This is a genomic window from Cupriavidus sp. 05T41 (genome assembly GCF_056396525.1).
In genome coordinates this window covers 82161-104733 of sequence record NZ_JBFTLQ010000011.1, presented here as the reverse complement: position 1 = coordinate 104733, position 22573 = coordinate 82161, and the positions used below count along the sequence as shown (strand labels likewise).

25 protein-coding genes and 1 pseudogene are annotated in these 22573 nt (G+C 68.5%); 11 read left to right on the top strand and 15 right to left on the bottom strand.

All coding sequences use genetic code 11. The annotated features are described in order from the left end of the window. The first annotated feature begins 138 nt into the window (after window positions 1-138). From AC1DKV_RS09380 to metC, 5 genes are read left to right on the top strand one after another with little or no spacing between them, the layout of a single operon-like run. A complete protein-coding gene (locus tag AC1DKV_RS09380; RefSeq protein WP_441614935.1) occupies window positions 139-996 on the top strand; it encodes a transporter substrate-binding domain-containing protein in 858 nt (285 codons plus the stop codon). Next, complete coding sequence (locus AC1DKV_RS09375) at window positions 996-1742, top strand: amino acid ABC transporter permease (RefSeq protein ID WP_441614933.1); 747 nt, start codon at window positions 996-998, stop codon at window positions 1740-1742. Before AC1DKV_RS09380 ends, AC1DKV_RS09375 begins: the two co-directional genes overlap by 1 nt. Then, the gene (locus tag AC1DKV_RS09370) at window positions 1729-2535 is read left to right on the top strand and encodes an amino acid ABC transporter permease (protein ID WP_441614931.1); all 807 of its coding nucleotides are present in this window, start codon (window positions 1729-1731) and stop codon (window positions 2533-2535) included. The genes AC1DKV_RS09375 and AC1DKV_RS09370 overlap by 14 nt, the downstream gene beginning before the upstream one ends. After that, window positions 2522-3379 (top strand): amino acid ABC transporter ATP-binding protein, encoded by an 858-nt coding sequence (locus AC1DKV_RS09365; protein ID WP_441643280.1) that lies wholly within the window; start codon window positions 2522-2524, stop codon window positions 3377-3379. The genes AC1DKV_RS09370 and AC1DKV_RS09365 overlap by 14 nt, the downstream gene beginning before the upstream one ends. A 31-nt stretch (window positions 3380-3410) precedes the next feature. After that, window positions 3411-4616, top strand: a complete 1206-nt coding sequence (metC, locus tag AC1DKV_RS09360; protein WP_441614927.1) for a cystathionine beta-lyase — start codon at window positions 3411-3413, stop codon at window positions 4614-4616. Between the two features lie 249 nt (window positions 4617-4865). On the opposite strand, the gene AC1DKV_RS09355 is transcribed toward metC, so the two are convergent. The 4 genes from AC1DKV_RS09355 to AC1DKV_RS09340 all read right to left on the bottom strand — a co-directional run bounded on the left by AC1DKV_RS09355 (window position 4866) and on the right by AC1DKV_RS09340 (window position 9700). Next, window positions 4866-6293, bottom strand: a complete 1428-nt coding sequence (locus AC1DKV_RS09355) for an NCS2 family permease (protein ID WP_477137596.1) — start codon at window positions 6291-6293, stop codon at window positions 4866-4868. 425 nt (window positions 6294-6718) lie between these two features. Then, window positions 6719-7882 (bottom strand): CaiB/BaiF CoA transferase family protein, encoded by a 1164-nt coding sequence (locus AC1DKV_RS09350; protein ID WP_441614923.1) that lies wholly within the window; start codon window positions 7880-7882, stop codon window positions 6719-6721. A 20-nt stretch (window positions 7883-7902) separates the two neighbouring features. Then, window positions 7903-8874: a Bug family tripartite tricarboxylate transporter substrate binding protein gene (locus AC1DKV_RS09345; RefSeq protein ID WP_441614921.1), complete on the bottom strand. Its 972-nt coding sequence runs from the start codon at window positions 8872-8874 to the stop codon at window positions 7903-7905. Window positions 8875-8935: 61 nt separating this feature from the next. Next, a complete protein-coding gene (locus AC1DKV_RS09340) occupies window positions 8936-9700 on the bottom strand; it encodes an enoyl-CoA hydratase/isomerase family protein (protein ID WP_441614919.1) in 765 nt (254 codons plus the stop codon). Window positions 9701-9773: 73 nt separating this feature from the next. Between AC1DKV_RS09340 and AC1DKV_RS09335 the strand changes: the two genes are divergently transcribed. The 3 genes from AC1DKV_RS09335 to AC1DKV_RS09325 all read left to right on the top strand — a co-directional run bounded on the left by AC1DKV_RS09335 (window position 9774) and on the right by AC1DKV_RS09325 (window position 11826). Next, window positions 9774-10460 (top strand): GntR family transcriptional regulator, encoded by a 687-nt coding sequence (locus AC1DKV_RS09335; protein WP_441614917.1) that lies wholly within the window; start codon window positions 9774-9776, stop codon window positions 10458-10460. A gap of 76 nt (window positions 10461-10536) precedes the next feature. Then, window positions 10537-11169: a flavin reductase family protein gene (locus AC1DKV_RS09330; protein WP_441614915.1), complete on the top strand. Its 633-nt coding sequence runs from the start codon at window positions 10537-10539 to the stop codon at window positions 11167-11169. 177 nt (window positions 11170-11346) lie between these two features. After that, entirely contained in the window at window positions 11347-11826 is a 480-nt protein-coding gene (locus AC1DKV_RS09325) for a nuclear transport factor 2 family protein (RefSeq protein ID WP_441614914.1), read from the top strand. A gap of 240 nt (window positions 11827-12066) precedes the next feature. Here the strand turns inward: AC1DKV_RS09325 and AC1DKV_RS09320 are convergent, their stop codons facing one another. Beyond that, window positions 12067-12978, bottom strand: coding sequence for a substrate binding domain-containing protein (locus AC1DKV_RS09320; RefSeq protein WP_441614912.1), 912 nt, complete (start codon window positions 12976-12978; stop codon window positions 12067-12069). 277 nt (window positions 12979-13255) lie between these two features. Next, a complete protein-coding gene (locus AC1DKV_RS09315; RefSeq protein WP_441614910.1) occupies window positions 13256-13645 on the bottom strand; it encodes a hypothetical protein in 390 nt (129 codons plus the stop codon). Here AC1DKV_RS09315 and AC1DKV_RS09310 point away from each other — a divergent pair. Next, window positions 13638-13763 (top strand): annotated as a pseudogene (locus AC1DKV_RS09310) (aldehyde dehydrogenase family protein); the annotation flags it as partial. The gene AC1DKV_RS09315 and the pseudogene AC1DKV_RS09310 overlap by 8 nt on opposite strands. A gap of 20 nt (window positions 13764-13783) precedes the next feature. On the opposite strand, the gene AC1DKV_RS09305 reads toward AC1DKV_RS09310, so the two are convergent. From AC1DKV_RS09305 to AC1DKV_RS09290, 4 genes are all read right to left on the bottom strand, one after another. After that, window positions 13784-14902 carry an NAD(P)H-dependent flavin oxidoreductase gene (locus AC1DKV_RS09305; RefSeq protein WP_441614908.1) on the bottom strand — a complete coding sequence of 373 codons (1119 nt, stop codon included), beginning with the start codon at window positions 14900-14902 and terminating at the stop codon, window positions 13784-13786. 52 nt (window positions 14903-14954) lie between these two features. Further along, a complete protein-coding gene (locus tag AC1DKV_RS09300; RefSeq protein ID WP_441614906.1) occupies window positions 14955-16142 on the bottom strand; it encodes a YbfB/YjiJ family MFS transporter in 1188 nt (395 codons plus the stop codon). Further along, window positions 16135-17019 (bottom strand): LysR family transcriptional regulator, encoded by an 885-nt coding sequence (locus tag AC1DKV_RS09295; RefSeq protein WP_441614904.1) that lies wholly within the window; start codon window positions 17017-17019, stop codon window positions 16135-16137. Before AC1DKV_RS09295 ends, AC1DKV_RS09300 begins: the two co-directional genes overlap by 8 nt. Before the next feature lie 181 nt (window positions 17020-17200). Continuing rightward, entirely contained in the window at window positions 17201-18124 is a 924-nt protein-coding gene (locus tag AC1DKV_RS09290) for a LysR family transcriptional regulator (protein ID WP_441614902.1), read from the bottom strand. 141 nt (window positions 18125-18265) lie between these two features. Here AC1DKV_RS09290 and AC1DKV_RS09285 point away from each other — a divergent pair, with 141 nt between their 5' ends. Next, entirely contained in the window at window positions 18266-19057 is a 792-nt protein-coding gene (locus tag AC1DKV_RS09285; RefSeq protein WP_441614900.1) for a carboxymuconolactone decarboxylase family protein, read from the top strand. A gap of 21 nt (window positions 19058-19078) precedes the next feature. On the opposite strand, the gene AC1DKV_RS09280 is transcribed toward AC1DKV_RS09285, so the two are convergent. Further along, entirely contained in the window at window positions 19079-19255 is a 177-nt protein-coding gene (locus AC1DKV_RS09280) for a LysR substrate-binding domain-containing protein (RefSeq protein ID WP_441614898.1), read from the bottom strand. A 54-nt stretch (window positions 19256-19309) separates the two neighbouring features. On the opposite strand from AC1DKV_RS09280, the gene AC1DKV_RS09275 reads away from it, so the two are divergent. Next, on the top strand, window positions 19310-19585 hold the full coding sequence (locus tag AC1DKV_RS09275; RefSeq protein WP_441614896.1) for a hypothetical protein: 276 nt from the start codon (window positions 19310-19312) through the stop codon (window positions 19583-19585). A 79-nt stretch (window positions 19586-19664) separates the two neighbouring features. Here AC1DKV_RS09275 and AC1DKV_RS09270 read toward each other — a convergent pair whose 3' ends face one another. The 4 genes from AC1DKV_RS09270 to AC1DKV_RS09255 all read right to left on the bottom strand — a co-directional run bounded on the left by AC1DKV_RS09270 (window position 19665) and on the right by AC1DKV_RS09255 (window position 22512). Next, window positions 19665-19994, bottom strand: coding sequence for a CppA family protein (locus AC1DKV_RS09270; RefSeq protein WP_441614894.1), 330 nt, complete (start codon window positions 19992-19994; stop codon window positions 19665-19667). 305 nt (window positions 19995-20299) lie between these two features. Further along, window positions 20300-20641, bottom strand: coding sequence for a hypothetical protein (locus AC1DKV_RS09265; RefSeq protein WP_441614893.1), 342 nt, complete (start codon window positions 20639-20641; stop codon window positions 20300-20302). A gap of 100 nt (window positions 20642-20741) precedes the next feature. Next, window positions 20742-22055 (bottom strand): epoxide hydrolase family protein, encoded by a 1314-nt coding sequence (locus AC1DKV_RS09260; RefSeq protein WP_441614891.1) that lies wholly within the window; start codon window positions 22053-22055, stop codon window positions 20742-20744. A 73-nt stretch (window positions 22056-22128) separates the two neighbouring features. Then, the gene (locus AC1DKV_RS09255) at window positions 22129-22512 is read right to left on the bottom strand and encodes a cupin domain-containing protein (protein ID WP_441614889.1); all 384 of its coding nucleotides are present in this window, start codon (window positions 22510-22512) and stop codon (window positions 22129-22131) included. Window positions 22513-22573 lie beyond the last annotated feature (61 nt).

Genomic DNA, 22573 nt, shown 5'->3' with positions numbered 1-22573 from the left:
GATGGCTTCTTTTATTCGTTCCGTGGCGGCCCGCGCTTGCGTACAGTCTGTCGACCGCGCTGGCCGGCAAGTACCCGCCAGCGCGACGCACGACATCAACCCGAACATCCCGAACATCCCGGAAAACGCGAACACACCATGACACGCACCGCTTCGCCGCGCCCTCCGCGCCCGCTTCGCCGCCTTGCCTTTGCCGCCGCCTTCCTGGCCGGCACCTTCGTTGCCGGCGCGGCGCATGCCGACGCCACGCTCGACAAGATCCGCCAGCGCGGCAAGATCGTGGTCGGCATCATGCTGTCCGGCAGTGCCTTCGGCTCGATCGATCCCGCCACGCAGAAGCCGGTCGGCTTCAACGCGGATCTGGCGCAGGACCTTGCAAAGCAGCTCAACGTGGAGCTGGAAACCGTGCAGGTCCAGCCGTCGAACCGTGTGCAGTTCCTCCAGCAGGGCAAGGTCGACGTGCTGATCGCAGCAATGGAGTACAACGCCGAGCGCGGCGAGCAGCTTGGCCACGTGCCCACGCCGTACTACCGCGTCGGCGGCGCCGTGATCGTGCCCAAGCAAAGCGATATCCGCCGCTGGGAAGACCTCAGGGGCAAGACCGTGTGCATCTCGCAGGGCAGCAGCTATACGCGCCCGGTGCAGGTGGAATACGGCGCCATCCCGAAAGGCTTCAAGGGGTCTTCGGAGTCCCTGCTGGCACTGCGCGGCGACAACTGCGCCGGCGCCGTGCACGACAACACGCTGCTGCAGCCGCTGGTGCGCGGCAATCCCGAATGGCAGAACTACCGCATCGTGCTGCCCGAGCTGAATCCCGCGCCCACGGTGATCTGGACGCGCAAGGGCGAGCAGGACACCATCCAGGCCATCGACCGCGTGGTGCAGACCTGGCACCGTACCGGCTGGCTGATCAATACGGAGAAGAAGGCTGGCATCCAGCCGGCCTCGCCGGCGCTCAGCGAACTGCACGACAAGTTCAAGGGCGGCCGCTCCTGATGGATGCCGTCATCGCCGCGCTGATCGACGGCGGTCGCCATATCGGACTGAACTACGCGTTCCTGGCCGATGCCTATGACCGCAGCGCCTTCGTGCACGGCGCCTGGGTCACGGTGCAGCTGGTGCTGTGCACGCTCGCCGGCAGCCTGCTGGCGGGCGTGGCCATGGCGGCCTTGCTGACCTCGCGCAGGCCGCTGGTGGCCGGCGCCACGCGCGCCTTCGTCGAGGTCACGCGCAATACGCCGACGCTGGTGCAGCTTTACTGCGCCTTCCTGGTGCTCAATATGCTGATCACCCATGCCTTGCAGGATGCGCAGCGCAGCAACCCGCTCACGCCGTTCCTGTGGGTGGTGGTGGTGCTTTCGCTGCACAAGGGTGTGTTCCATGCCGAGGCCCTGCGCGCCGGTATCGAAGCGGTGCCCAAGGTCACGCTGGAGGCGGCGGCATCGCTGGGTTTCGACCGACGCACCTTGCTGTGGCGCGTGCAGCTGCCGCTGGCGGCGCGTTTTGCGCTGCCGGCGCTGGTCAACAACTCGGTGGAGCTGGTCAAGGCCACGGCGGTGGCATCGGCCATCGCGGTGGGCGACATCACCTACGCCTCGATCATGATCTGGACCCAGCGCGACAACGTGCTGGAACTGATGGTGCTGTTGCTGCTGTTCTTTGGCGTGCTGACCTGGGTGGTCAGCCAGGCCGGCAACTGGCTCGAACTCCGACTGAGGATGCCCGGCTATGGCAACCGTTGATTCCGGCCTGCCGCGCGCCGGCATTGCCTGGCCGGGCGCGCGCCGCTTCGCCGGCCTGCTGTGGCTGCTGCCGCTGGCGGCGCTGGCGCTGGCGGCCAGCCGCCATCCCGACCTGGCGCGCGCGCTGGCCAGCGCGTGGCAGTGGTCGCCGGCGCTGGTGCGCGGCTTCCTGGTCAATATCGGCGTCAGCGTACTGGCGATCGCGCTGGGCACGGCCGCAGGGCTGCTGGTGGGCGCGCTGCGGCTGTCGCCGGCGAGGCTGCTGTCGCGGCCCGCACAGCTCTATGTGCAGGTGTTCCGCAACGCGCCGTGGCTGGTGCTGATCTATTTCGCCACCTACGTCTTCCCGTTCGAGCTGAACCTCGGCCGGCATATCGTGCCGTTCCCGGACTGGCTCAAGGTGGTGGTGGGGCTGGCGCTGCCGGCCAGCGCCAATGTGGCCGAGGTGCTGCGCGGCGCGGTGCAGTCGATCCCGCTCACGCAGTGGGAGGCCGCCAGCTCGATGGCGTTCTCGCGCCGCCAGATCCTGCGGCTGGTGATCGTGCCGCAGTGCGTGCGGCGGATGTTGCCGCCCTGGATGAACCTGTATGCCACCCTGACCATGGGTACCGCCCTGGCGTCGCTGGTGGGCGTGCACGACCTGCTCGACACCGCGCAGATCGCCAGCAATACCGTCAACCAGACCGCCTTCACCGTGCTGATCTACTTCGTCGTGATGGCGATGTTCTTTGCCTGGTGCTACCCGATTTCGCGCTTCACCCGTTTCCTGGAACAAAAACATGCTGTTGCCTGAACATGCCGACGGCCCATCGCTGGCCGCGTCGCCCGTGCCGGCCGCGCCGCTGGTTTCCCTGCGCGACGTGCATCTGTCCTTCGGCGGCAATGCGGTGCTCAAGGGCATCGACCTCGACGTGCAGCGCGGGCAGGCGGTGTCCATCATCGGGCCGTCCGGCTCTGGCAAGTCCACCATCCTGCGCTGCATCACCGGCTTGCTCGAGCCGCAGCAGGGCAGCGTCACCGTGGGTGACGTGGCGGTGCGCGAATTGCGCAGTGAGGCCGGGCGCATCGCGCTGCGCAAGCGCGTGGGCTTCGTCTTCCAGCAATACAACCTGTTCCCGCACCTGACCGTGCTGCAGAACCTCACCATTGCGCCGCTGCGCGTGCTGGGGCGCGGCCGCGCGCAGGCCGAGGCCACCGCCATCGAGCTGCTGCGCAAGGTGCGCCTGGCCGACAAGGCATCGGCCTATCCCGGCGAGCTGTCCGGCGGCCAGCAGCAGCGCGTGGCGATTGCCCGCGCGCTGGCGATGGAGCCGGAGCTGATCCTGTTCGACGAAGTCACCTCGGCGCTCGACCCGGAGACCGTGGGCGAGGTCCTGACTGTCATCGGCGACCTGGTGGACGAGGGCCTGACCTGCCTGCTGGTGACGCACGAGATGCGCTTTGCCGAGGAGATCAGCGACGAGGTGTATTTCACCGAGGGCGGCCTGATCGTCGAGCACGGCCCGGCGCGCCGCATCTTCAGCCAGCCGGCCAGCGACCGCACGCGCGCCTTCCTCAACCGCGCGCTCGGCGCCCAGGCGCGCCCGCCCGCCGATCCTTTTGTCGCCAGCTTCGACAAGCTGCGCTTTGCCATCTGAACACTCTCACCCGCCTCCCTAACTGATCATCATGAGCCACCATCGCGATACCCAGCTGATCCACGCCGGCACGCCGCCGTTCACCGACGGCCACGGGCCGGTCAACGTGCCGGTGGTGCGCGCCAGCACCGTGCGCTTCGAGAACAGCGCCGCCTATGACGAAATCCGCGCGCGCCATGCGCGCGGCGAGCGCGTCAGCTCCTACGGGCGCCAGGGCATGGACACGCACCGCGCGCTGGAGGATGCGCTGGCGGCGCTCGAAGGCGGCAGCCACACCTTCCTGGCGCCGTCCGGGCTGGCGGCGATCTCGCTGGTGTTCGTGGCGCTGCTGTCGCCGGGCGATCACGCGCTGGTGGCGGACAGCGTCTATGCGCCGGTGCGTCGGCTGGATCAATCGCTGCTGCGCCGCCTGGGCATCGAGCTGACCTATTTCTCGCCGTCGCACGACGATGTCGAGGCACTGATCCGCCCCAATACGCGGCTGCTATACGTGGAGTCGCCCAGCTCGCTGCTCTACGAGGTGCTCGACCTGCCGCGCCTGGCGCAGATCGCGCAGCGCCGCGGCGTGCTGGTGGCCACCGACAATACCTGGGCCTCGGGGCATCTGCTGCAGCCGCTGGTGCTGGGCGTGGATATCTCGATCCTGGCGTCGACCAAGTACGTCAGCGGCCATTCGGACCTGATGCAGGGCGCGGTGGTGGTGAAGGACGCGGCGCTGGCACGCCGTATCGCCGAGACCTACGACGGCTTCGGCCTGGCCATCAGCGCCGACGATGCCTACCTGGCGCTGCGCGGCATCCGCACCCTGGCGGTGCGCCTGGCCCAGCACGAGCGCAACGCGCTGGCGGTGGCGCAGTACCTGGAAACCCACGGGGCCGTGGGCCGCGTGTTCTATCCCGCGCTGCCGTCCGACCCGGGCCATGCGCTGTGGCGGCGCGATTTCTCGGGCGCTAACGGGCTGGTGTCGTTCACGCTGCCGGGAGCCGATGCGGCGTCGGCGAACGCGCTGGTGGATGCGCTCGGCCTGTTCGGGCTGGGCGCGTCATGGGGGGGCTACGAAAGCCTGGTGCAGGTGGCGGCGCCGGAGCGCCTGGCCGAGCATTCATACTGGCGCGGCACGGAACCGGTGATCCGGCTGCATGTGGGGCTGGAGGCGGTGGAGGATCTCATCGCGGATCTGGCGCAGGGACTGGCGGCGGCGCAAGGCCTGCCGGCGCGGCCGCTCAAGGTGGCCTGACCGGCCTGAGCGCCCTGGCGATGCATTGCGCAGCGCCGTGGTCGATACGGTCAAAAAGAGAAGCGGGCACGGGTGTCGCCCGCTTCCAAAGAAGCCAGTGTCATCGTGCACTGGCCTCCAGTACGCTTTCGTGTGCTTTCGCGTGCTTTCGCGTGCTTTCCTGTGCTTTCCTGTGGCAGGGGAGCGGCGCGGGCGCATCCGGCCCGCGCAGTCGCACCAAGTGGCGCCCGGATGGCGCCCAGGTTGCGCTCAGATGGCCCAGCCCCCTGCGTAGAACACCGCCAGCGCCAGCGCAATGCCCACCGTGCCGACGTTCAGCTTGCGGAACTCGCCGGCCACGATGCGGCCGATCACCAGGGTGCAGAAGCCCAGCATGATGCCGGTGACGATATTGCACGTCAGCACGATGAAGACCGCGCATACCAGGCCGGCCATGGCGTCGACCAAATCGTCCATATGCAGCTTGCTGACGCTGCTGAGCATCAGCAGGCCAACGTACATCAGCGCGGGCGCGGTGGCGTAGGACGGCACCAGCGCCGCCAGCGGCGAGAAGAAGATCACCGCCAGGAACAACAGGCCGACCACCACGGCGGCGAGGCCCGTCTTGGCGCCGGCTGCCACGCCCACGCTCGATTCGATGTAGGCCGCGGCGGGCGCACCGCCGAAGACCGCCGAGAAGATCGAGCTGAGCGAGTCGGTGGTGAGCGCGCGCCCGCCGTTGGGGATCTGGCCTTTCTCGTCGAGCTGGCCGGCCTGTCCGGCCACGGCACGGATGGTGCCCGTGGCATCGAACACGGCCGTCATCACCAGGGCCAGTACGCTGGGCAGCACGGCCAGCGACAAGGCACCCTTGATGTCCATCGCGCCGATCAGCGAGGCATGGCCGGGCGCGCTCAGCGCGGGAAGCGCGAACACGCCTGCGAACTTCACTGCGGGGTCGAAGGCCAGGCCCAGCGCGGAGATGGCGACGATCACCAGCAGGATGCCGCCCGGCACGCGGCGGCGCTCCAGCCCGAAGATGGCGGCCAGCCCGAGGATCGACATCACCACCGGGAACGCCGTGATCTTGCCCAGTGAAACCGGCAGGCCGGCGCCGGCATTCTTGACCACCAGCCCGACTTCGCTCGAGGCGATCAGCAGCAGGAACAGGCCGATGCCGATGCCCGTGCCGTGCGCCACGCCGGCCGGCAGGTTGCGCAGGATCCAGGAGCGCACGCCGGTGACGGAGATGGCGGTGAACACCAAGCCCATCAGGAAGATCGCGCCGAGCGCCACGGCGGGCGAAAGGCCCTGGCCCAGCACCAGCCCGAAGGCGGTGAACGCGGTCAGCGAGATGGCGCAGCCGATGGCGATCGGCAGTCGCGCCCACATACCCATCAGCAGCGAGCCGAAGGCCGCGGTCAGGCATACCGCGACGAACACGGCGCTGGTGTCGAATCCCGCCTTGCCGAGCATGCCCGGCACCATGAAGACGGAATACACCATGGCCATGAAGGTGGTCACGCCAGCCACGGCTTCGCGGCGGCCGGTGCTGCCGCGCGCGCTGATCTGGAAGTATCTGTCGAGAAATCCTTTGACCTCGATGGCTTCGATCGCATCGATCGCGTCGATGGCCTTGGCTTCGAGGGCGTCGGTGCCGGGGGCGGCGGCACGGCCGGGGAACGGCTGCTCAAGCATGGCGGAGTGTCTCCTTTGTGGTGCGCTGGGGCGGTGGCTCTGCCACTCGCACCCAGGCTGTCTCGCTTTATCTTTGTCGTTGCCGGGCAGGCAGGAAGACGTGCACAAGCCGGGGCTGCCTGTGTCGCGTGCTGCACTGCGTTGCCTGCGGTACGCCGATGCCGGCCACTTGTTCGCCACTCCGTGCTGGCCGAAGTGGTCCGGCATGGCGAAGACTAAGGGAGGCGCGGCGCTTTCCCATAATCGGCCGCGCATGGCGGGCATTGCGATTCTTGTATGAGGGAGGTGTGTGCCGTGCGGGGAAGCGGCGGTGTGCGGTGGCGGCGTCGTTGGCGCGTGTTGCCTCCCCCTCTCCGGCTTCACGGGAGAGGGGGGCGGGCCGCTTGCGATATGGGCGCGGCCGGCAATCTGGCGCGCCGGTTTGCTCAGGTACCTGCGAACTCGGCGAGCAGGGCCTCGCGATGCTGGTCTAGCCTGGGCGCGGGGGCGAAGCCGCCCCGTGGCAGGCCGGTGCCGACCTTGACCGGGTTGCCCGCCAGCGTGATCGGGCGCCCCGCGCCGATGCTCGCCTCCAGCAGCATGCCGCGGGCCTGCACGTGCGGGTCGCGCACGATGTCGGCCACGCTTTGCAGCGGCCCGTGCGGCACACCGGCGGCTTCCAGCCGCTCAGACCAGGTTGCGGTGTCGGCATGCGCCAGGCATGCCTCGAGGCCCGCCTTCAGCTCGGCGTGATGCTGGTTGCGTGCCGCCACCGTGGCGAAGCGCGGATCGGCGGCCAGCGCCGCGTCGCCGAGCGCGGCGCAGAGTTTCTGGAACAGGTTGTCGTTGCCGGCGGCGATGACGATGAAGCCATCGCCGCTCTTGAACATGTCGAAGGGGGTGATGGACGGGTGGCGCGTGCCCAGCGGCGCGGGCACGGCGCCCGTGGCCGCGTGGCGCGCGATGGCATTCTCCAGCAGCGCCACCTGGCAGTCGAGCATGCCGATATCCACGCGCTCGCCCAGCCCGGTGCGGCTGCGCTTGAGCAGCGCCGACTGGATGCCGATGGCCGCATACAGTCCCGCGCCGAGGTCGCCGATGGACACGCCCACGCGCACCGGGTTGCCGGCGGTTTCCCCGGTCACGCTCATCAGGCCGCCCATGGCCTGCACCACCATGTCGTAGGCAGGGCGGTCGCGGTAGGGGCCGGTCTGGCCGAAGCCCGAGATCGACGCGTAGACCAGGCGCGGGTTGGCCGCGTGCAGCGCTTCCCAGGTGAAGCCAAGCTTCTCCATCACGCCTGCGCGGAAGTTTTCCACCAGTACATCGGCGCCGGCGATCATGGCGCTCAGCACGGCGCGGTCGCGCGGCGACTTGAGGTCGAGCGCGATCGATTCCTTGTTGCGGTTGACCGAGGCGAAGTAAGCCGACTCGCCGTCGACGAAGGGCCCCACATGCCGGGAGTCGTCGCCGCCCTCGGGGTTCTCGATCTTGATCACGCGCGCGCCGAGGTCGGCCAGCATCATGGTGCAGTAGGGCCCGGCCAGCACGCGGGTCAGGTCCACTACGGTAAAGCCCGCGAGCGGGAGGTCTGCGGCATTGCGATTCATGGCGATCCTTTTGAAGAAACTCAGTCGATGCGGGCGCCGCTGCTCAGCGTCAGTTCGGTCACGGTCTTGCCTTCGCGCAGCGCGAACTGCTTGAATTCCGCCGGCGACGCGGATGGCGAGACCTCTTCGCCGCGGCTTGCGAGCCGCGCGCGCAACTCGGGCCTGGAGAGCGCCTTTGCCGAGGCCGCGAACAGCTTCTCGATCACGGCGGGCGGGGTCTGCGCCGGCGCGAACAGGCCGTACCAGTTGGTCACGTCGTAGCCCTTGATGCCGGCTTCCGCGATGGTGGGATAGTTGGGCAGCACGGGTGAGCGCCTGGCCGACGTCACCGCGATGCCGACGACCTTGCCGGTATCGATGACGGCCTGCACCGATGCCGGCGTGGCGAAGGTGAACTGCGCATCGCCGGCGGCTACCGCCTGTGCCGACGGCGCGCCGCCCTTGTAGGGCACGTGGGTGAGTTGCACGTCGGCCAGCCTGGCGAACTGCACGCCGGCCAGGTGCGTGATCACGCCATTGCCCGACGACGAATAGTTGAGCGAGCCGGGATGCTGCCGGGCCCTTGCCAGCAGGTCTCGCACGCTGCCGATGCCGGACGCCTTGTTGGCCGCGAGCAGCAGCGGCGATACGGTCAGCCGCGTGACCGGCGCGAAGTCCGCGGGCTCGTAGCGGATGTTCTTGTACAGCACCTTGTCGCCGCCCATCACGCTGGCGGTGGCGATATACAGCGTGTAGCCGTCGGGCGGCGCCTTGGCGACCGCCTCCGCGGCGATCGTGGTGCCGGCACCGGGCTTGTTGTCGATGATGACCGGCTGGCCCAGCTCCTTCGACAGGGCATCGCCGTACAGTCGCGCCACATTGTCGGCGCCGCCGCCGGCGGGAAAGCCGATCACGATGCGCACGGGCCTGGACGGGAATGCGTCCGACGCCAGCGCGGGGCCGGCCAGCGAGAAGGCCATCAGGAACAGCAAGGTCGGGTGCCGCTTGGTCATGCTTGTCTCCGGTGTTGTTGTATGTTCCGTGCGCCGCGCGCGTTGACGCATGCGCGGGCGACTACCTGCCCGTGAACACGGGCGGCCGCTTCTCGCGCCACGCGGCTGCGCCTTCGCGCAGGTCCGCCGATGCCTCGGCGTGTGCGATCGCGTGTGCGAGCGCCGCCACGTCGAGCGCGCCGCGCGCGATCTGGTTCAGCGCCTGTTTCATGCCCAGCAGCGCGAGGGGTGCCATGCCGGCGAGCGTGGCGCTGAGTTCGTCCACGCGCGGCGCCAGCGCGTCGGCGGCGACGATTTCGGTCAGGAAGCCGGTTGCGAGCATCTCGTCGGCATCGAGGCGCGCGGCAGTCAGGAACAGGCGCTTGGCGGTATCCACGCCGAGCCGGCTCACATAGCGCTCCAGGCCGCCGCGGTAGAAGTGCAGGCCAAGCCTGGCGGCGGGCATGAACATGTCGCAATGGGGCACGCCGATGCGGAAGTCGCAGGCCAGGCAGAGATCGGTGGCGCCGCCGTACACGCCGCCGTTGACCGCGGCGATGGTGATGGGGCGCGCGGCTTCGATCAGGTCGATCAGCTCGCCGAAGGCCGGCGCGCCGGCGGTGTCGGCCCTGCCGAGCGAACCGATGTCGTAGCCACTGCAGAAGTACTTGCCGGTGCCCGTGAAGCGCAGCACCAGGACATTCTCCATCGCGTTGACGGAGTTGATATGCTCGCGCAATACCTGCAGATCGTGCGGATTCAGTCGATTGGCCACTTCCGGACGGTCAAGAGTGATTGTCGCTACGCTTTTTTCGATGCGGAGCCGCGGTTCGCCGTGGATTTGCATATAAGATCGTTGTTTAGATATATTGAAACTGATTCTAGATATGCCCAAAGAACCGTCAAATCGAGGTTTACCCGTGCAGTCGCTCCAGGACCGCGTCCGCGAGGCCATCGAAGCGCAGATCCACGCCGGCACGCTCAAGCCCGGTTCCCAGCTCGACGAGCGCGCCCTGGCCGAGCAGTTCGACAGTTCGCGCACCCCGGTGAGGGAGGCTTTGCTGATGCTGGCGGCGCAGGGCCTGGTGACGATCGCCCCGCGCGCCGGCATCTTCGTGCACAAGCCCACGGTGGCCGAACTGGTGGCCATGTTCGAGACGCTGGCCGAGATGGAGGGCGTGGTGGCGCGGCTGGCCACGCAGCGCATCACCGAGGCGGGCAGGGCGGCGCTGTCGGCCGCCTTCGAGCAAGGGCGCGGGTATGTCGAGGCGGCCGACACGCCGGGCTATGTGGAGGCCAACCGCGAGTTCCACGACGTGCTCTACCACGCCTGCGCCAACCCTTACCTGGCCGAGCAGATCCGCATGCTGCGCCGGCGCCTGGCGATCTACTGGCGCCAGCGCGGGCTGATCAACGCGGCGCGCGTACCGAGCTCCTTCCAGGAGCACGGCGTGATCGTGGCCGCCGTGCTGGCGGGCGATGCGGACGCGGCCGCGGCCGCCATGCGCGCGCATATCTCCGCAGGCGGCAAGGCGATTGCAGACCTGGTGCTGCTGGCGCAGGACGCATACGACGAGGCTACCGCGCCGCAGCACGCGCTGCGCTGACAACTGGTAGCATCGCAGGGAGCTTGCCGGGCTGCACCCGTGCCGCCCGGTGCCGTCTTCAACGCAGTTTTCCCGGATGTCCCGCTCCGTGTCCGACGACTTCTACTTCTACGAACCCGCGCGCGGGCATGGCCTGCCGCACGATCCCTTCAACGCCATCGTCGGGCCGCGCCCGATCGGCTGGATCTCGTCGCGCGCCGCCGATGGCGTCGTCAACCTCGCGCCGTACAGCTTCTTCAACGCCTTCAACTACACGCCGCCCATCGTGGGTTTCTCCAGCGTCGGCTACAAGGACAGCGTGCGCAATATCGAGCAGACCGGCGAGTTCTGCTGGAACCTCGCCACGCGCGCGCTGGCCGATCCCATGAACGCCAGCTGCGCAGCGGTGCCGCCCGAGGTGGACGAGTTCACGCTGGCCGGGCTGACGCCTGCCGCCTCGCGCGCGGTCGCGGTGCCCCGCGTGGCGGAAAGCCCGGTCTCTTTCGAGTGCAGGCTCACGCAGCTGATCCAGCTCCAAGGCGTCGATGGCCAGAAGGTGCCGACCTGGCTGGTATTGGGCGAAGTGGTGGGCGTGCACGTCGACAGGACGCTCCTGAAGGACGGCATCTACGACACGGCCGCGGCCCGGCCGATCCTGCGCGGCGGCGGGCCGGCAGACTACTTCGAGATCGGGCCCGAGGCGCTGTTCCGCATGCGCCGCCCGCGCTGAGGGCGGTCGGCAACCGCGGGCAGGCCTTGCTGCGATGCATCCCAATCTCTCCTTGACATACAGATCTGTCTACTCGAATAATGTAGACAGGTCTGTATCGATCCAGTGCCGACCCAGTGCCAACCGCCGCCAGATCCCGCTGCATCCCGCTGCATTGTTCCTTTGAGGAGAGAACCCATGTCGACCCCAGCCGAGTCCCGTCCGCCGTTTCCCCCGTTCACCCTTGAGTCCGCCATCCAGAAGGTGCGTGGCGCCGAAGACGGCTGGAACAGCCGCGACCCCCAGCGCGTGGCGCTGGCCTACACCGTCGACAGCGCCTGGCGCAACCGCGCCGAGTTCGTCAACGGGCGCGAGGCCATCGTCGGCTTCCTGGCACGCAAGTGGCAGAAGGAACTGGACTACCGGCTGATCAAGGAATTGTGGGCCTTCGAGGGCAACCGCATCGCCGTGCGCTTCGCCTACGAATGGCATGACGACTCGAACAACTGGTATCGCTCCTATGGCAACGAGAACTGGGAGTTCAACGAGGCCGGCCTGATGCAGCGCCGCTTCGCCTGCATAAACGATGCCCCGATCAAGGAAGCGGACCGCAAGTTCTTCTGGCCGCTGGGCCGCCGCCCGGACGATCACCCCAGCCTGAGCGATCTCGGCTTCTGACCGGCCATGCGGCGTGCGGCACGCGGCTTGATGCCCGCCGTGCCGCTGCCGCTGCCGTGATCCGACGGTGGCGGCGCCTTCCTCCTGCCCACTGTCTTGCCCCGCCTCGCTCGCGCAATGCCGGCCATGCGCGCGCGGCGTACCCGCGACGCAATTGCCGGCCAATGCAGCGGTGGTGCTGTGGTGATCGCGCAGATTGCGCCTGCGTAAGCGGAACTCGCGCAAAGCCTGCCGCGGGCGCTACGCGGCGAACTTGTCGACCAGGAAGTCCACGAACGCCCGCACGCGCGACGACATATGCCGCGCGTGCGGGTAGAGCAGCATGAAGGGCCGGGTGGCGCTGCCGAACTGCGGCAGTACCTCCATCAGCCTGCCGTCGCGCAGGTCCTGCTCCACCACGAAGCGGTAGGTCTGGAACAGCCCCGCGCCGCTGCGCGCCAGCGTGACGCCGCCCAGCACATCGTCCGAGCAGCTGTAGCCGCCGGTGGTGGCTACATCGACCATCTCGCCGCCTTCGCGGAACACCCACGGAATGTGCCGGCCGCTGCTGGGCAGCTCGAACTGGATGCAGTCGTGCGCCTGCAGCGCATCCAGCGAATCCGGCACGCCGGCCCGCGCCAGGTAGGCCGGCGCCGCCACCAGCACCAGTTCGGCGTCTTCGAGCTTGCGCGCGATCAGGTTGGAATCGTCGGGCGCGCGGCCGCGCACCGACAGGTCGAAGCCGTCGTCGGCGAAATCCACATTGCTGTTGCTGATGTGGGTCTCGATCTCCACTTGCGGGTAGCGCGCCCGGAACTCGGGCAGCACGGGCAGTACGCGATAGTGCGCGTAGGGGGTCGGCAGGCTGATGCGCAGCAGGCCGGCCGGGCTGGTGTGCCGGCCGGAGACCTGCCGCTCGGCATCCACCAGTTGCGCCAGCGCTCGGCGCGCCTGCTCGAAATAAGCGCGGCCTTCGTCGGTGAGCCGGATCTGCCGCGTGGTCCGCACGAACAGCCGCACGCCAAGCCTTCCTTCCAGCCGCGACACCGAGCGGCTGACCGCCGCTGGCGTGACGCTGGCCGCCACCGCCGCCGCCGTGAAGCTGCTCAGTTCCGCCGCCAGGCAGAACAGTTCTATGCTGCCCAGTTGCAGATCGTCGAATTGCCGTTTCATCTTGCGTGCAGTGTGCGGGCCATGACGTCGTCAGCCAGGCCGCCGATTGCCGTAGCCGGGCCCGGGCGCGCCGCAATGGTCGTGGTGGAAGGGAGTGCGCTCATGGGCTGGTCTTGTCGAATGCGGTCGTGCGAATGCTAGTGCGGATGCGGCGTGCTTCCAGCTTACTGCACGAGCCGGGCAGCAGTGTAGCGCGAGGCCATGCGCCGCGCATGTTGCGCCACGCGGACGGCAGCGGGAAACCTGGGCACTTCGTCACGGCTGGCCCGGGGGGCGCTCAGGACTCGGCCGGGGTGTTGGCCGCGGCGGTCCAGGCGCAGATAAAGGCATCCGCGATGGTGGTGGCCAGCTTTTCGCCGGCGGACCACTTCATGGTTTCGAGATGCAGGGGCACGGCCACGGCGCCGTGGATCGCCACCACGATGCTGTCCGTGGCCAGTTTCAGCGACATGGGATGGCGCGGCAGCGTGTCGAACACATCGCGTACCGCGCTTTGATAGAGCTGGTACGCGCGCATCGCCACATCCGAGCGGCCAAACGGCGTGCCGTCGCTGGTGCGCGGCACGGGCCGGCGCCGCGAGCCGGAGAACAGGATTTCGTACTGCTCGAAATGCGCGCGCCAGTGCTTGAGCATGGCCACCAGCAGCCGGCGCAGGCGTGTGGCCACCGCGGTCGCGCCGTTCGGCAGCGTCAAGCAGTCCGGGCTGGGCAGGGAGGGCTCCAGGTATGGCATCGAAGAGTACCTGGTGGTGAAGTATGTCTGCCTGGGCGGCCTGGCCGCGTAGCGGCCAGGCCGTACGCTGTTTCAGCCAGCGCCCGCGCCGAAGCGGCTCAGGCCTGCCACCGCCTCGGCCAGCTCCGCGCGCAGCACCGCGACCAGCTCCGCCGCTGGCAGGCCGCGCGACAGCTGCGCGGCCTGGCCGGCCCACTGCGCGGCGAAGGCGGCATTGCCGCGCGCCTTGGCCGCGGCATGGAGCGCCTTGCCGGCGTCGTAGACGATCGGGTAGGCCGGCAGCGGCGGGCAATCCTTCGCTTCGCCCAGTTCGGTCAGGCGGTTGACGAAGCCGCGCGCGGCGCGGCCGGAAATGGAGCGGGTCAGCGTGGTGCGGGTCGGCTCGCCTGCCAGCAGGGCGGCGCGGTAGGGCGCGTCCGCCGCGCTCTCCGGGCAGGACGCGAAGGCGGTGCCGAGCTGCGCCGCCTGCGCGCCCAGCGCCAGCGCGGCAGCAATGCCGGCGCCGTCCATGATGCCGCCGGCGGCCACCACCGGCAGCGAGGTGTTGCGCACCAGCAGTCGCACCAGCGCCAGCGTGCCGAGCTGCTCGTCACGGGCTTCGGGCTGGAACGCGCCGCGATGGCCGCCGGCTTCCCAGCCCTGCGCCACGATGGCGTGCACGCCGGCATCGGCCACCTGGCGGGCTTCCTCTACGCTGGTGGCGGTCGCCATCAGGTAGATGCCCGCATCGCGCAGCGCGGCGATCCAGGGCTGCGGCGGCAGGCCGAAATGGAAGCTCACCACGGCCGGCCGCTCTTCGAGCAGCATGGCGAACATGGCCTCGTCGGCCACGAAACTCTTGTAGATCTCGCGCAGGGTTGCCGGTGGCGTGGCGCCGAATTCGGCGAAGCTCGGCGCGAGATACGCCAGCCACTGCGCCTCGCGCGCGGCGTCTGCCACCGCGGGCGCGTGGCAGAACACATTGATATTGAACGGCCCGGTGGTCAGCGCACGGGTTTCCTGGATCAGCTTGCGGGCACCGCTGGCATCCGTGGCGCCAACGCCGAGCGAGCCCAGGCCGCCCGCGTTGGTGACGGCGGCGGCCAGCGCTGGCGTGTTGGTACCGGCCATGGGCGCCTGGATGATCGGCGCGACGATGCCGAGCCGGGATAGCAGGGAGTGTGGTTGCGCAGCGGCGGTGGGATGGTTCATGGAAGGACTCCTTCGGAAGCGGTGGTCATGCCCGCGTGCGGCATCTGGGCATCTACAGGAAAAGGACGACGGTGGCGGCCAGCAAGGCGGCCGCCGCGGCGGCAAGCGGGCCGGCGAAGCTGTGGCTGTGCGCCATCAGCGCGTCGGCCACCAGCGGCCCGGCTACCTGCCCCACGCCATAGGTGGCAGTCATGGCGGCCAGCAGGTTGAATTTCACGGCGTGGGCCACGCGCTTGGCCGCCGGCATGGCAATGGTGACGGTGCCGACAAAGGTGCCGCCGACCAGGAGCGCGCTGGCCAGGTAGGCCGGCGCGGAATGCCGCAGCGCCGGCAGGATCACGCCAACCGCCTGCACCAGCATGTTGAGGGCGAGCGCGCGCCGCGTGCCGAGGCGTTCATGCAAGGCGTGCCACAGGAAGCACGAGGGTGCCGCGCCGAGGCCGAAGACGGCCCAGACATGGATCGGATCGACATGGCCAAGCGCGTCGCGCACGAACAGCGGCAGATAGGTCGCGGTGACGATATAGCCGAAGCCGGCCAGGCCATAGCTGGCGAGCAGCGGCCACGGGCCCGGACCCGCGCCATTGCCGGCGGTGGCTTCGGCCGCGTCGGCCGCTTGCGCCGGTTGTGGCGTCACGGCTTTGCCGAGCTGGCGCCATGCCGGCAGCGACAGCACCGCCGAGCCGGCCGCGAGCACGGCCCACAGCAACGGGCTGTGCCAGCCGGCCAGGTTGCCGGCGGCGATGGCCTCGGCCGACAGCAGGATGCCGGCGCCCACGCCGGCGAACAGCAGCGGCGCGCCACGCGGGTCGCCCACCACCTGGAACAGCCACACCGAGGCGGCGACCAGGGAGATGGCGCTGAGGAATCCGGCAATGAAGCGCACGCCGATGATGAACCACGGCGCGGCGGGGAATGCCAGCGCGAGCAGGCACAAGGCGGTGCCGGCCAGGGCGATGCGGCACAGCATCGGCGTGGCGCGCGGCGAGATGCGGGTCACCGCAAGCGCGCCTGCCAGGTAGCCCGCATAGTTGGCGGAAGCGGCCAGTGAGCCGGCGCTGACGGTGAGCAGGCCGTCGCGCACCATGATCGGGTACATGCCCGTGAAGGCGAAGCGGCCAAAGCCCATGCCGACTGACAGCACCAGCGAGGCGGCCAGCGCCGGCAGCCAGTGCGCGATGGCCATGTGCGAGGCAGCGCCGCCGGGCTGCGCGAGGCGCTCCGGTTGTGCCTTAGCCATGCTGGAGCTCGCGCAGGAAGGCGGCATATGCCGAGGTCATGAAGCCCGAGCGGCGTACCAGGAAGGTATGCGCCGTGCGCACCGGCACGGCCTGCAGCGCGGCGGTGTCCGGATGCAGCGCGAGCAGGGAGCGGGGCACGATGGCGACGGCCGAGCCCGCCGTCACGCACGCCAGGATGGCATGGTAGGAGGACAGTTCCAGCATGTTGAGCACCGGGCGCGGGCCGTCCGAGCTGGCCAGCCAGTCCTCGATGCACATGCGGTAGGTACAGCCGCGCGAGAAAGTGGCCAGGCTGCGCAGCGTGAGGTCCTGCGGCGAGCGTACCGGCGGATGGCTCGGCGGCAGCACCAGCACAAGCTCTTCGGAGAAGAGAAAGCTCCCCTCCAGGCCCGGACCCAGCGCGTCCATGTCCAGCGCTTCGGGGGCGCCGTCGCCGGGATGCGCCACCACGGCGCAGTCGATACGATGCGCAAGCAGGGCGTCGATCAGCGCCTGCGTGGTGCCGGTCTGGATCTCGATGCGCACGTCCGGCCACTTGCCGTGGTAGCGCGCCAGCGGACGCGGCAACCGGGCGGCCGCCGAGCTTTCCATGGCACCCACCCGCAGCGTCCCGGACGGCAGGTCGGCGCGCATCGACTGGCGGGCTTCCTCTGCCAGCGCCAGCAGGCGCTCGGTGTAGCCGAGAAAGCGCTGGCCCTCGGGGGTCAGCGTCATGCGTTTGCTGTCGCGCAGGAACAGGGCCACGCCGAGTTCCTCCTCGAGTTGCTTCACGCGCGTGGTGACGTTGGACTGCACGCGGTCCAGGGCCTTGGCGGCACGGGTGACGCTTTCTTCGAGCGCCACCGCCCTGAAGATTTCCAGTTCGGCGAGGTCCACGGGCAAATCCTTCGATGCAGAACGGACCGGAGTTCGTTCTTAAAAAGAGAATGTATCGTTGTTAACTATCATCTATGGGGATAAATAAGTCAAGAAAACCCTGCCATGCGCGGGGAATGCGCACGGGAATGCGCACGGGTGGCCGCCTGCAAGGCCGTGCAGGACGCGCGGGACCGGGCGCTCAGCGCCGCCGGGATTTCGGGCCCGGGCCGGGGCGATAGCGTGCGCGCAGGGTTTGCAGCAGCAGCGGCAGGGCCGGCGCCGGGTTTCCGGGGGCCAGGGCCAGCGCCACGCCGATGCGCAGCACGGCGGCTTCCTTGAGCGGTTTGTAGATCACGCCCACCCGCGCCATGGCCTGCAGCGAGGCTGGCACCAGCGCCACGCCCTGGCCGTCGGCGATCAGCCCGAGCAGCACATGATGGTCGGACGGCTCGGGCAGGCGGGGTGGCGCGTAGCCGAGCGTGCGGAACAAGGCTTCGTAGTGGTCGAAGTAGGCCGGGTTGAAGCGCCGCTGGAACCAGAACAGCGGATCGGACTGCAGTTCCAGGATGGAAATGCGCTTGCGTCGGGCCAGGCGGTGCGTGGCCGGCAGCGCGGCCACCAGCGGGTCGTCGAACAGATGCTCGACCTCCAGTTCGCCGGTGGCCGAGGGCAGGCCGATCAGCGCGGCGTCGAGCGCGCCGCGCCGCAGGTCGGCGATGGATTGCTGCGAGATCTGCCGCTTCTGCACCAGCCGCACGTCGGGTGCCCGCGCCTGCAGTGCCGGCGCCAGCCACGTGAACAGGGCGGCGTCCACCACGGTGGTGATGCCAAGGCGCAGGCCGCCGACGCGCCTGGCGCGCTTGCGGGCACGGGCGAGCAGGGCGTCGGCGCTGGCCAGCAGCTCGCGCGCCTCGGGCAACAGCTGGCTGCCGGCCGGGGTGAGCGACACGCCATTGCGGTCGCGCTCGAACAGGCGCGCGCCGATGGTTTCCTCGAGCGCCTGGATCTGCCGGGTCAGCGGCGGCTGCGTGATCGACAGGCGCTCGGCCGCGCGGCGAAAGCTCAGTTCGTCGGCCACGGCCACGAAGTAGTTGAGTTGCCAGAGTTCCAGGCGGGGCTGCATGGGCTTCGCGATCCTTGCTTGCTGATACGCGCAAGGTATCACGCCGAAGGCATTGGCGGCATGCGAGGGCGCTCGCTAAGCTTGCCTCACCGACTCACCGACTCACCGACTCACCGACTTACCGGACCAAGGAAACAGCCAATGACCCCGCAGACCATGGCACTCGGCCGCGCGCAGCTTGCCGCCATCGAAAACACCACCGACGCTTCAATCCTCGCTGCGCTCGGCGACATCGCCCCCGATCTCGCCAGCCTTGCCATCGGCTTTGTCTACGGCGAGATCTATCCGCGCGACGGGTTGACGCTGCCGCAGCGGCAACTGGTCACCGTGGCCGCGCTGGCCGCCATGGGCGGGCTCGAACCGCAACTGAAGTTCCACCTGGCGGGCGCACTGAACGCGGGCTGCACGCCGGCCGAGCTGGTCGAGTCCATGATCCACCTGGTGGTCTACGCAGGCTTCCCGGTGGCGCTCAACGGCATGGCCGTGCTGAGGACGGTCTTTGCCGCCGCGGGTATCGGCGTGGCGGCATCTGCATCGCCGCAGCCGGTGAGCGCCTCGCGCTACCAGGCCGGGCTTGAACGCCTGCGCGAGATCGACGGCGAGGCCGGCGAGCGCGTGATCGCCTCGCTGCAGGAAATCGCCCCCGACCTGGGCCGCTTCATCATCGAGTTCGGCTTCGGCGACATCTACGCACGCTCCGGGCTGGACTTGGTTTGCCGCGAGATGATCACGGTGGCCGCGCTGGCGGCGATGGGCTCGGCCACGCCGCAGCTCAAGGTCCATATGCACGGCCTGCTGAACGTGGGCGGCACGCAGGCGCAGATGGTGGAGGCCATCATCCAGGTCGCGGCCTATGCAGGGTTTCCGCGCGCCATCAACGCGGCGCTGGCGGCGAAGGACGTCCTGGCCGAACGCGCGCTGGCACGGCACTGACCGCGCGCGCGGGCTGGCTGCTCAGGCCTGCGGCAGGCGGGGTTCGGCGTCGAACAGCCGCGCCACCCAGTCGATAAAGACGCGCACCTTGGCCGTCAGGTGCCGGTTGCGCGGGTACATGACGAACAGCGGCAGCGTGCCGGCGTTCCACTCGGGCAGCACCGGCACCAGTCGCCCGCTGGCCAGGTGTTCGCGCACAGGCCGGTCCGTGGCACTGACGGATCCATCGAAACCAATACGCCGAGGTACAAGATGAAAACCCCACGCAAGAAAATGCTCGCCATGGCATCCGCCGTGCTGCTTGCCGCGCTCACGCTGCCGGCGCTCGCCGCGCAACAGCCGGCGTTCGATAGCTTCAGCCAGGGCGCCCGCAAGCCTGACGCCTTCTCCGACGGCGCGCGCCAGCGCGACGCGTACCAGGACGGTGCGCACCAGGGTACCGACGCCGGCGCAATCGCCATGATGAACCGCGACGTGTTCACCGATGGCACACGCGATGTGCGTGCCACGGACCGCATGGCGAGTTGATGCTCTTGTGCGGAGGGCGCAGGGCGGTGGGCGCTGCTGCCCACCGTTGCTGGCGTTGCGGGCGTTGATGCCAGGCAGCCTAGAGCCGACGGCCCTCGTGCTGTGGATTTCCCGGATTCCCCGGAACTTGCGCATGGCGCTGTGCCGGCGCCGGCCGCGCGAGAAGCTGGCGGATCGAGGCAAGGTAGCGGTCCCCGACCTCACGGGTGGCGCGGCCAGCCTGGTTGCGCAGTGCGCGTCGGCTCGGTGGCGTGACCTTCAGGCTGCGGCAGATTGTCGAAAGATAGGGCTTGCGGTCACCGGCCAGGCGTTGGGCGGCTGCCTGCAGGGCCGCGTCGCCAATCCGTTCCCGCAGCCATGCCAGGACCTGGCGATCATATTCATTCTGTACCCGGACCAGATGTTCCATGCTGGGCTCCCCGCGAATACTGTTCATCCATACAGTAACTGTAAATATATACAGTATTCGGGGATTTTCAAGGAACGGTTCGATGGAAAGCCGGCTGGCTGGTCCGGTTGTGATTGACCAGCCGCTACCGGCGAACTGCTGTCGCCCCCCTGCAAGCCGTGGAATTCGAGGTGAACGTGCCGTGCGGCACGTTCGAAACAGGACCGCCAGATGTCACTTCCGGGGGGGCAGGCGTCGTGGCAGGCGAGGCTGGCCAGCCGAATCGCAAGCAGCCTGCGCGGCCGATGCAGCCCAGGCGTAGCTGCTCACCCGCGGCGTACCGCGGTCACCTTTCCCCCCTTGACGTCCAGCGTGCGGCGCTGCGGGTTGTAGTCCATGGTTGCGGGCATATGCTGGCCTTCCCGGTCACCAAACCGCCAGGCGCAGCCCTGGAGCAGGGTGACGGCGTCTGCCTCGGCCTTGCCGATCAGGGCATCATCGCCAACCTTGTCTGCCTGGCAGCCTTCCGGCGTGCCGCGGCCGCCTTGCGGGCCCGGGTTCGGCACCGGGGTCGCTGTCTGGGCGGCACATCCCGCCACGAGTGCCGCGCATACGAGCGCGCCCGAAAACGCGGCATTCCGGATCCTTGGTCCTTGCTTTTCTGGCATGCGATATTCCGTCCATGTGCGATGGATTCAATCTATACCAGATGTTCCATGACGGGCTCTCGCGCATACCGCGCATTCCTACACTAGCCGCACGCCGCGCTCAGCGCAGCGGCCGGAACGCGGCACGCACCTCGGTGCTGAACAGGACCGGCTCTTCCCAGGCCGCGAAGTGGCCGCCCTTGTCCACCTGGTTGTAGTAGATGAGGTTGCGGTAGGCGCGTGCGGCCCAGTTCTTCGGCGGCCTGTAGACCTCCCCGGGGAAGATCGTCACCGCCGCCGGGATCGAGATGCTGGCTACATTGGGGCTACTGGCGTTGGTTTCCCAGTAGATCCGCGCGCTTGCGGGGCCTGTGTTGGTCAGCCAGTAGAGTGTGATGTCGTCGAGCATCTCGTCGCGGGTGAGCGAGCGCTCCGGTTCGCCGCGGGTGAACACCCAATCAGCGATCTTGTCGTAGATCCACGCCGCCAGTCCCACCGGCGAATCGGCCAGGGCGTATGCCATGGTTTGGGGGCGCGTCCCCATGATCGCGGCGTATCCAAAGCCCTTGCCAAGGAACTCCCTGGCTTGGTCAAACACCGCCTTTTCTTCGGCGGTGAGGATCGCCGGTGCCGGATCGCCATTCTTCAGCGCCTTCGCGACGTCCGGCGGGAGAGTCGTCGCGCGCTCGACCCTGTTGACGTGGATGCCGAGCAGACCCTCGGGAGCTTGACGGCCCATGGCATCGCAAATGATGGCACCCCAGTCGCCGCCTTGCGCGACGTAGCGCGTATATCCAAGGCGCTTCATGAGGACGTCCCACGCGCGGGCGACGCGGTCCGGGTTCCAGCCGGTGCCCGTGGGCTTGCCTGAAAAGCCGAAGCCTGGAATGGACGGAATCACAAGATGGAAGGCATCCTCGGCGGCCCCGCCGTGCGCCGTGGGATCGGTCAGCGGGCCGATGACTTTCAGCAGCTCGAAGACCGAACCGGGCCAGCCGTGGGTCATGATGAGTGGCAATGCTTGCGGATGACGGGAGCGCACGTGGATGAAATGAATGTCCAGGCCGTCGATATTCGTCAGGAACTGCGGCAAGGCGTTGAGTTTCGCCTCTGCCTTTCGCCAGTCGTAGCTCGTCCCCCAGTACTGCACGAGTGCCTGGAGCTTTACGAGCTGCACTCCCTGGGAGCGGTCACTCACCGTTTCAGGGTCAGGCCAACGCGTCGCGGCGAGCCTGCGGTGAAGGTCGGTGAGCGCTGCTTGCGGAACATGAACGCGAAAGGGGCGGATGGCATCTGCCGCATAGCGCTGCCCCGCGTCGGGCTGGACGGCAGCCATGACGGGGCGGAACATCGCAAGGGCTGCCGTTGCCGCTCCGCTCAGGAGCAGGGCTCGGCGCGACAGGACGGGAGCCCTGGTTGATTCCTGTGTGCTCATCTTGCACCTCATGTGCCGTGGTTTCCTGGATCAAGGTCGTATCAAGGAGCGACAAAGCGCGACAAGGAGCGACTCACTTGACCGGCACGACCAGCGGAGCCCCTTTTTTAACGATATACGTTGCCAGCTCCGACGCCTTGCCGCCGCCGACATTTTTCGCCGAGTGCGCCGTTCCGGCCGGAATGAACAAGGCCTCGCCGGCCTTGAGCGTGACCGGCGCCTTGTCGCCGAGCTGATACTCCAGCGTGCCTTCGAGGACATAGGCAATCTCTTCGCCCGGATGCGCGTGCTTGGGTGCGAACGCGTCACGGTCGAAGTCGACCCGCACCTGGACGGCCTCGCGCCCGGGCACGCTCAGATCCTGCTGCAGGAGATCGGTGCGGTGGATTCCCGCTTGCTGCGCCTGCGCCGCCTGCATCGTCAATCCGCTGCCGAGAACAAGTAACGCTGCCGCCATGATTCGAGTCGATTTCATTTGGTGTCCCTTCGTCGTTGAGGCCAGAGGAGACGCCATTTCA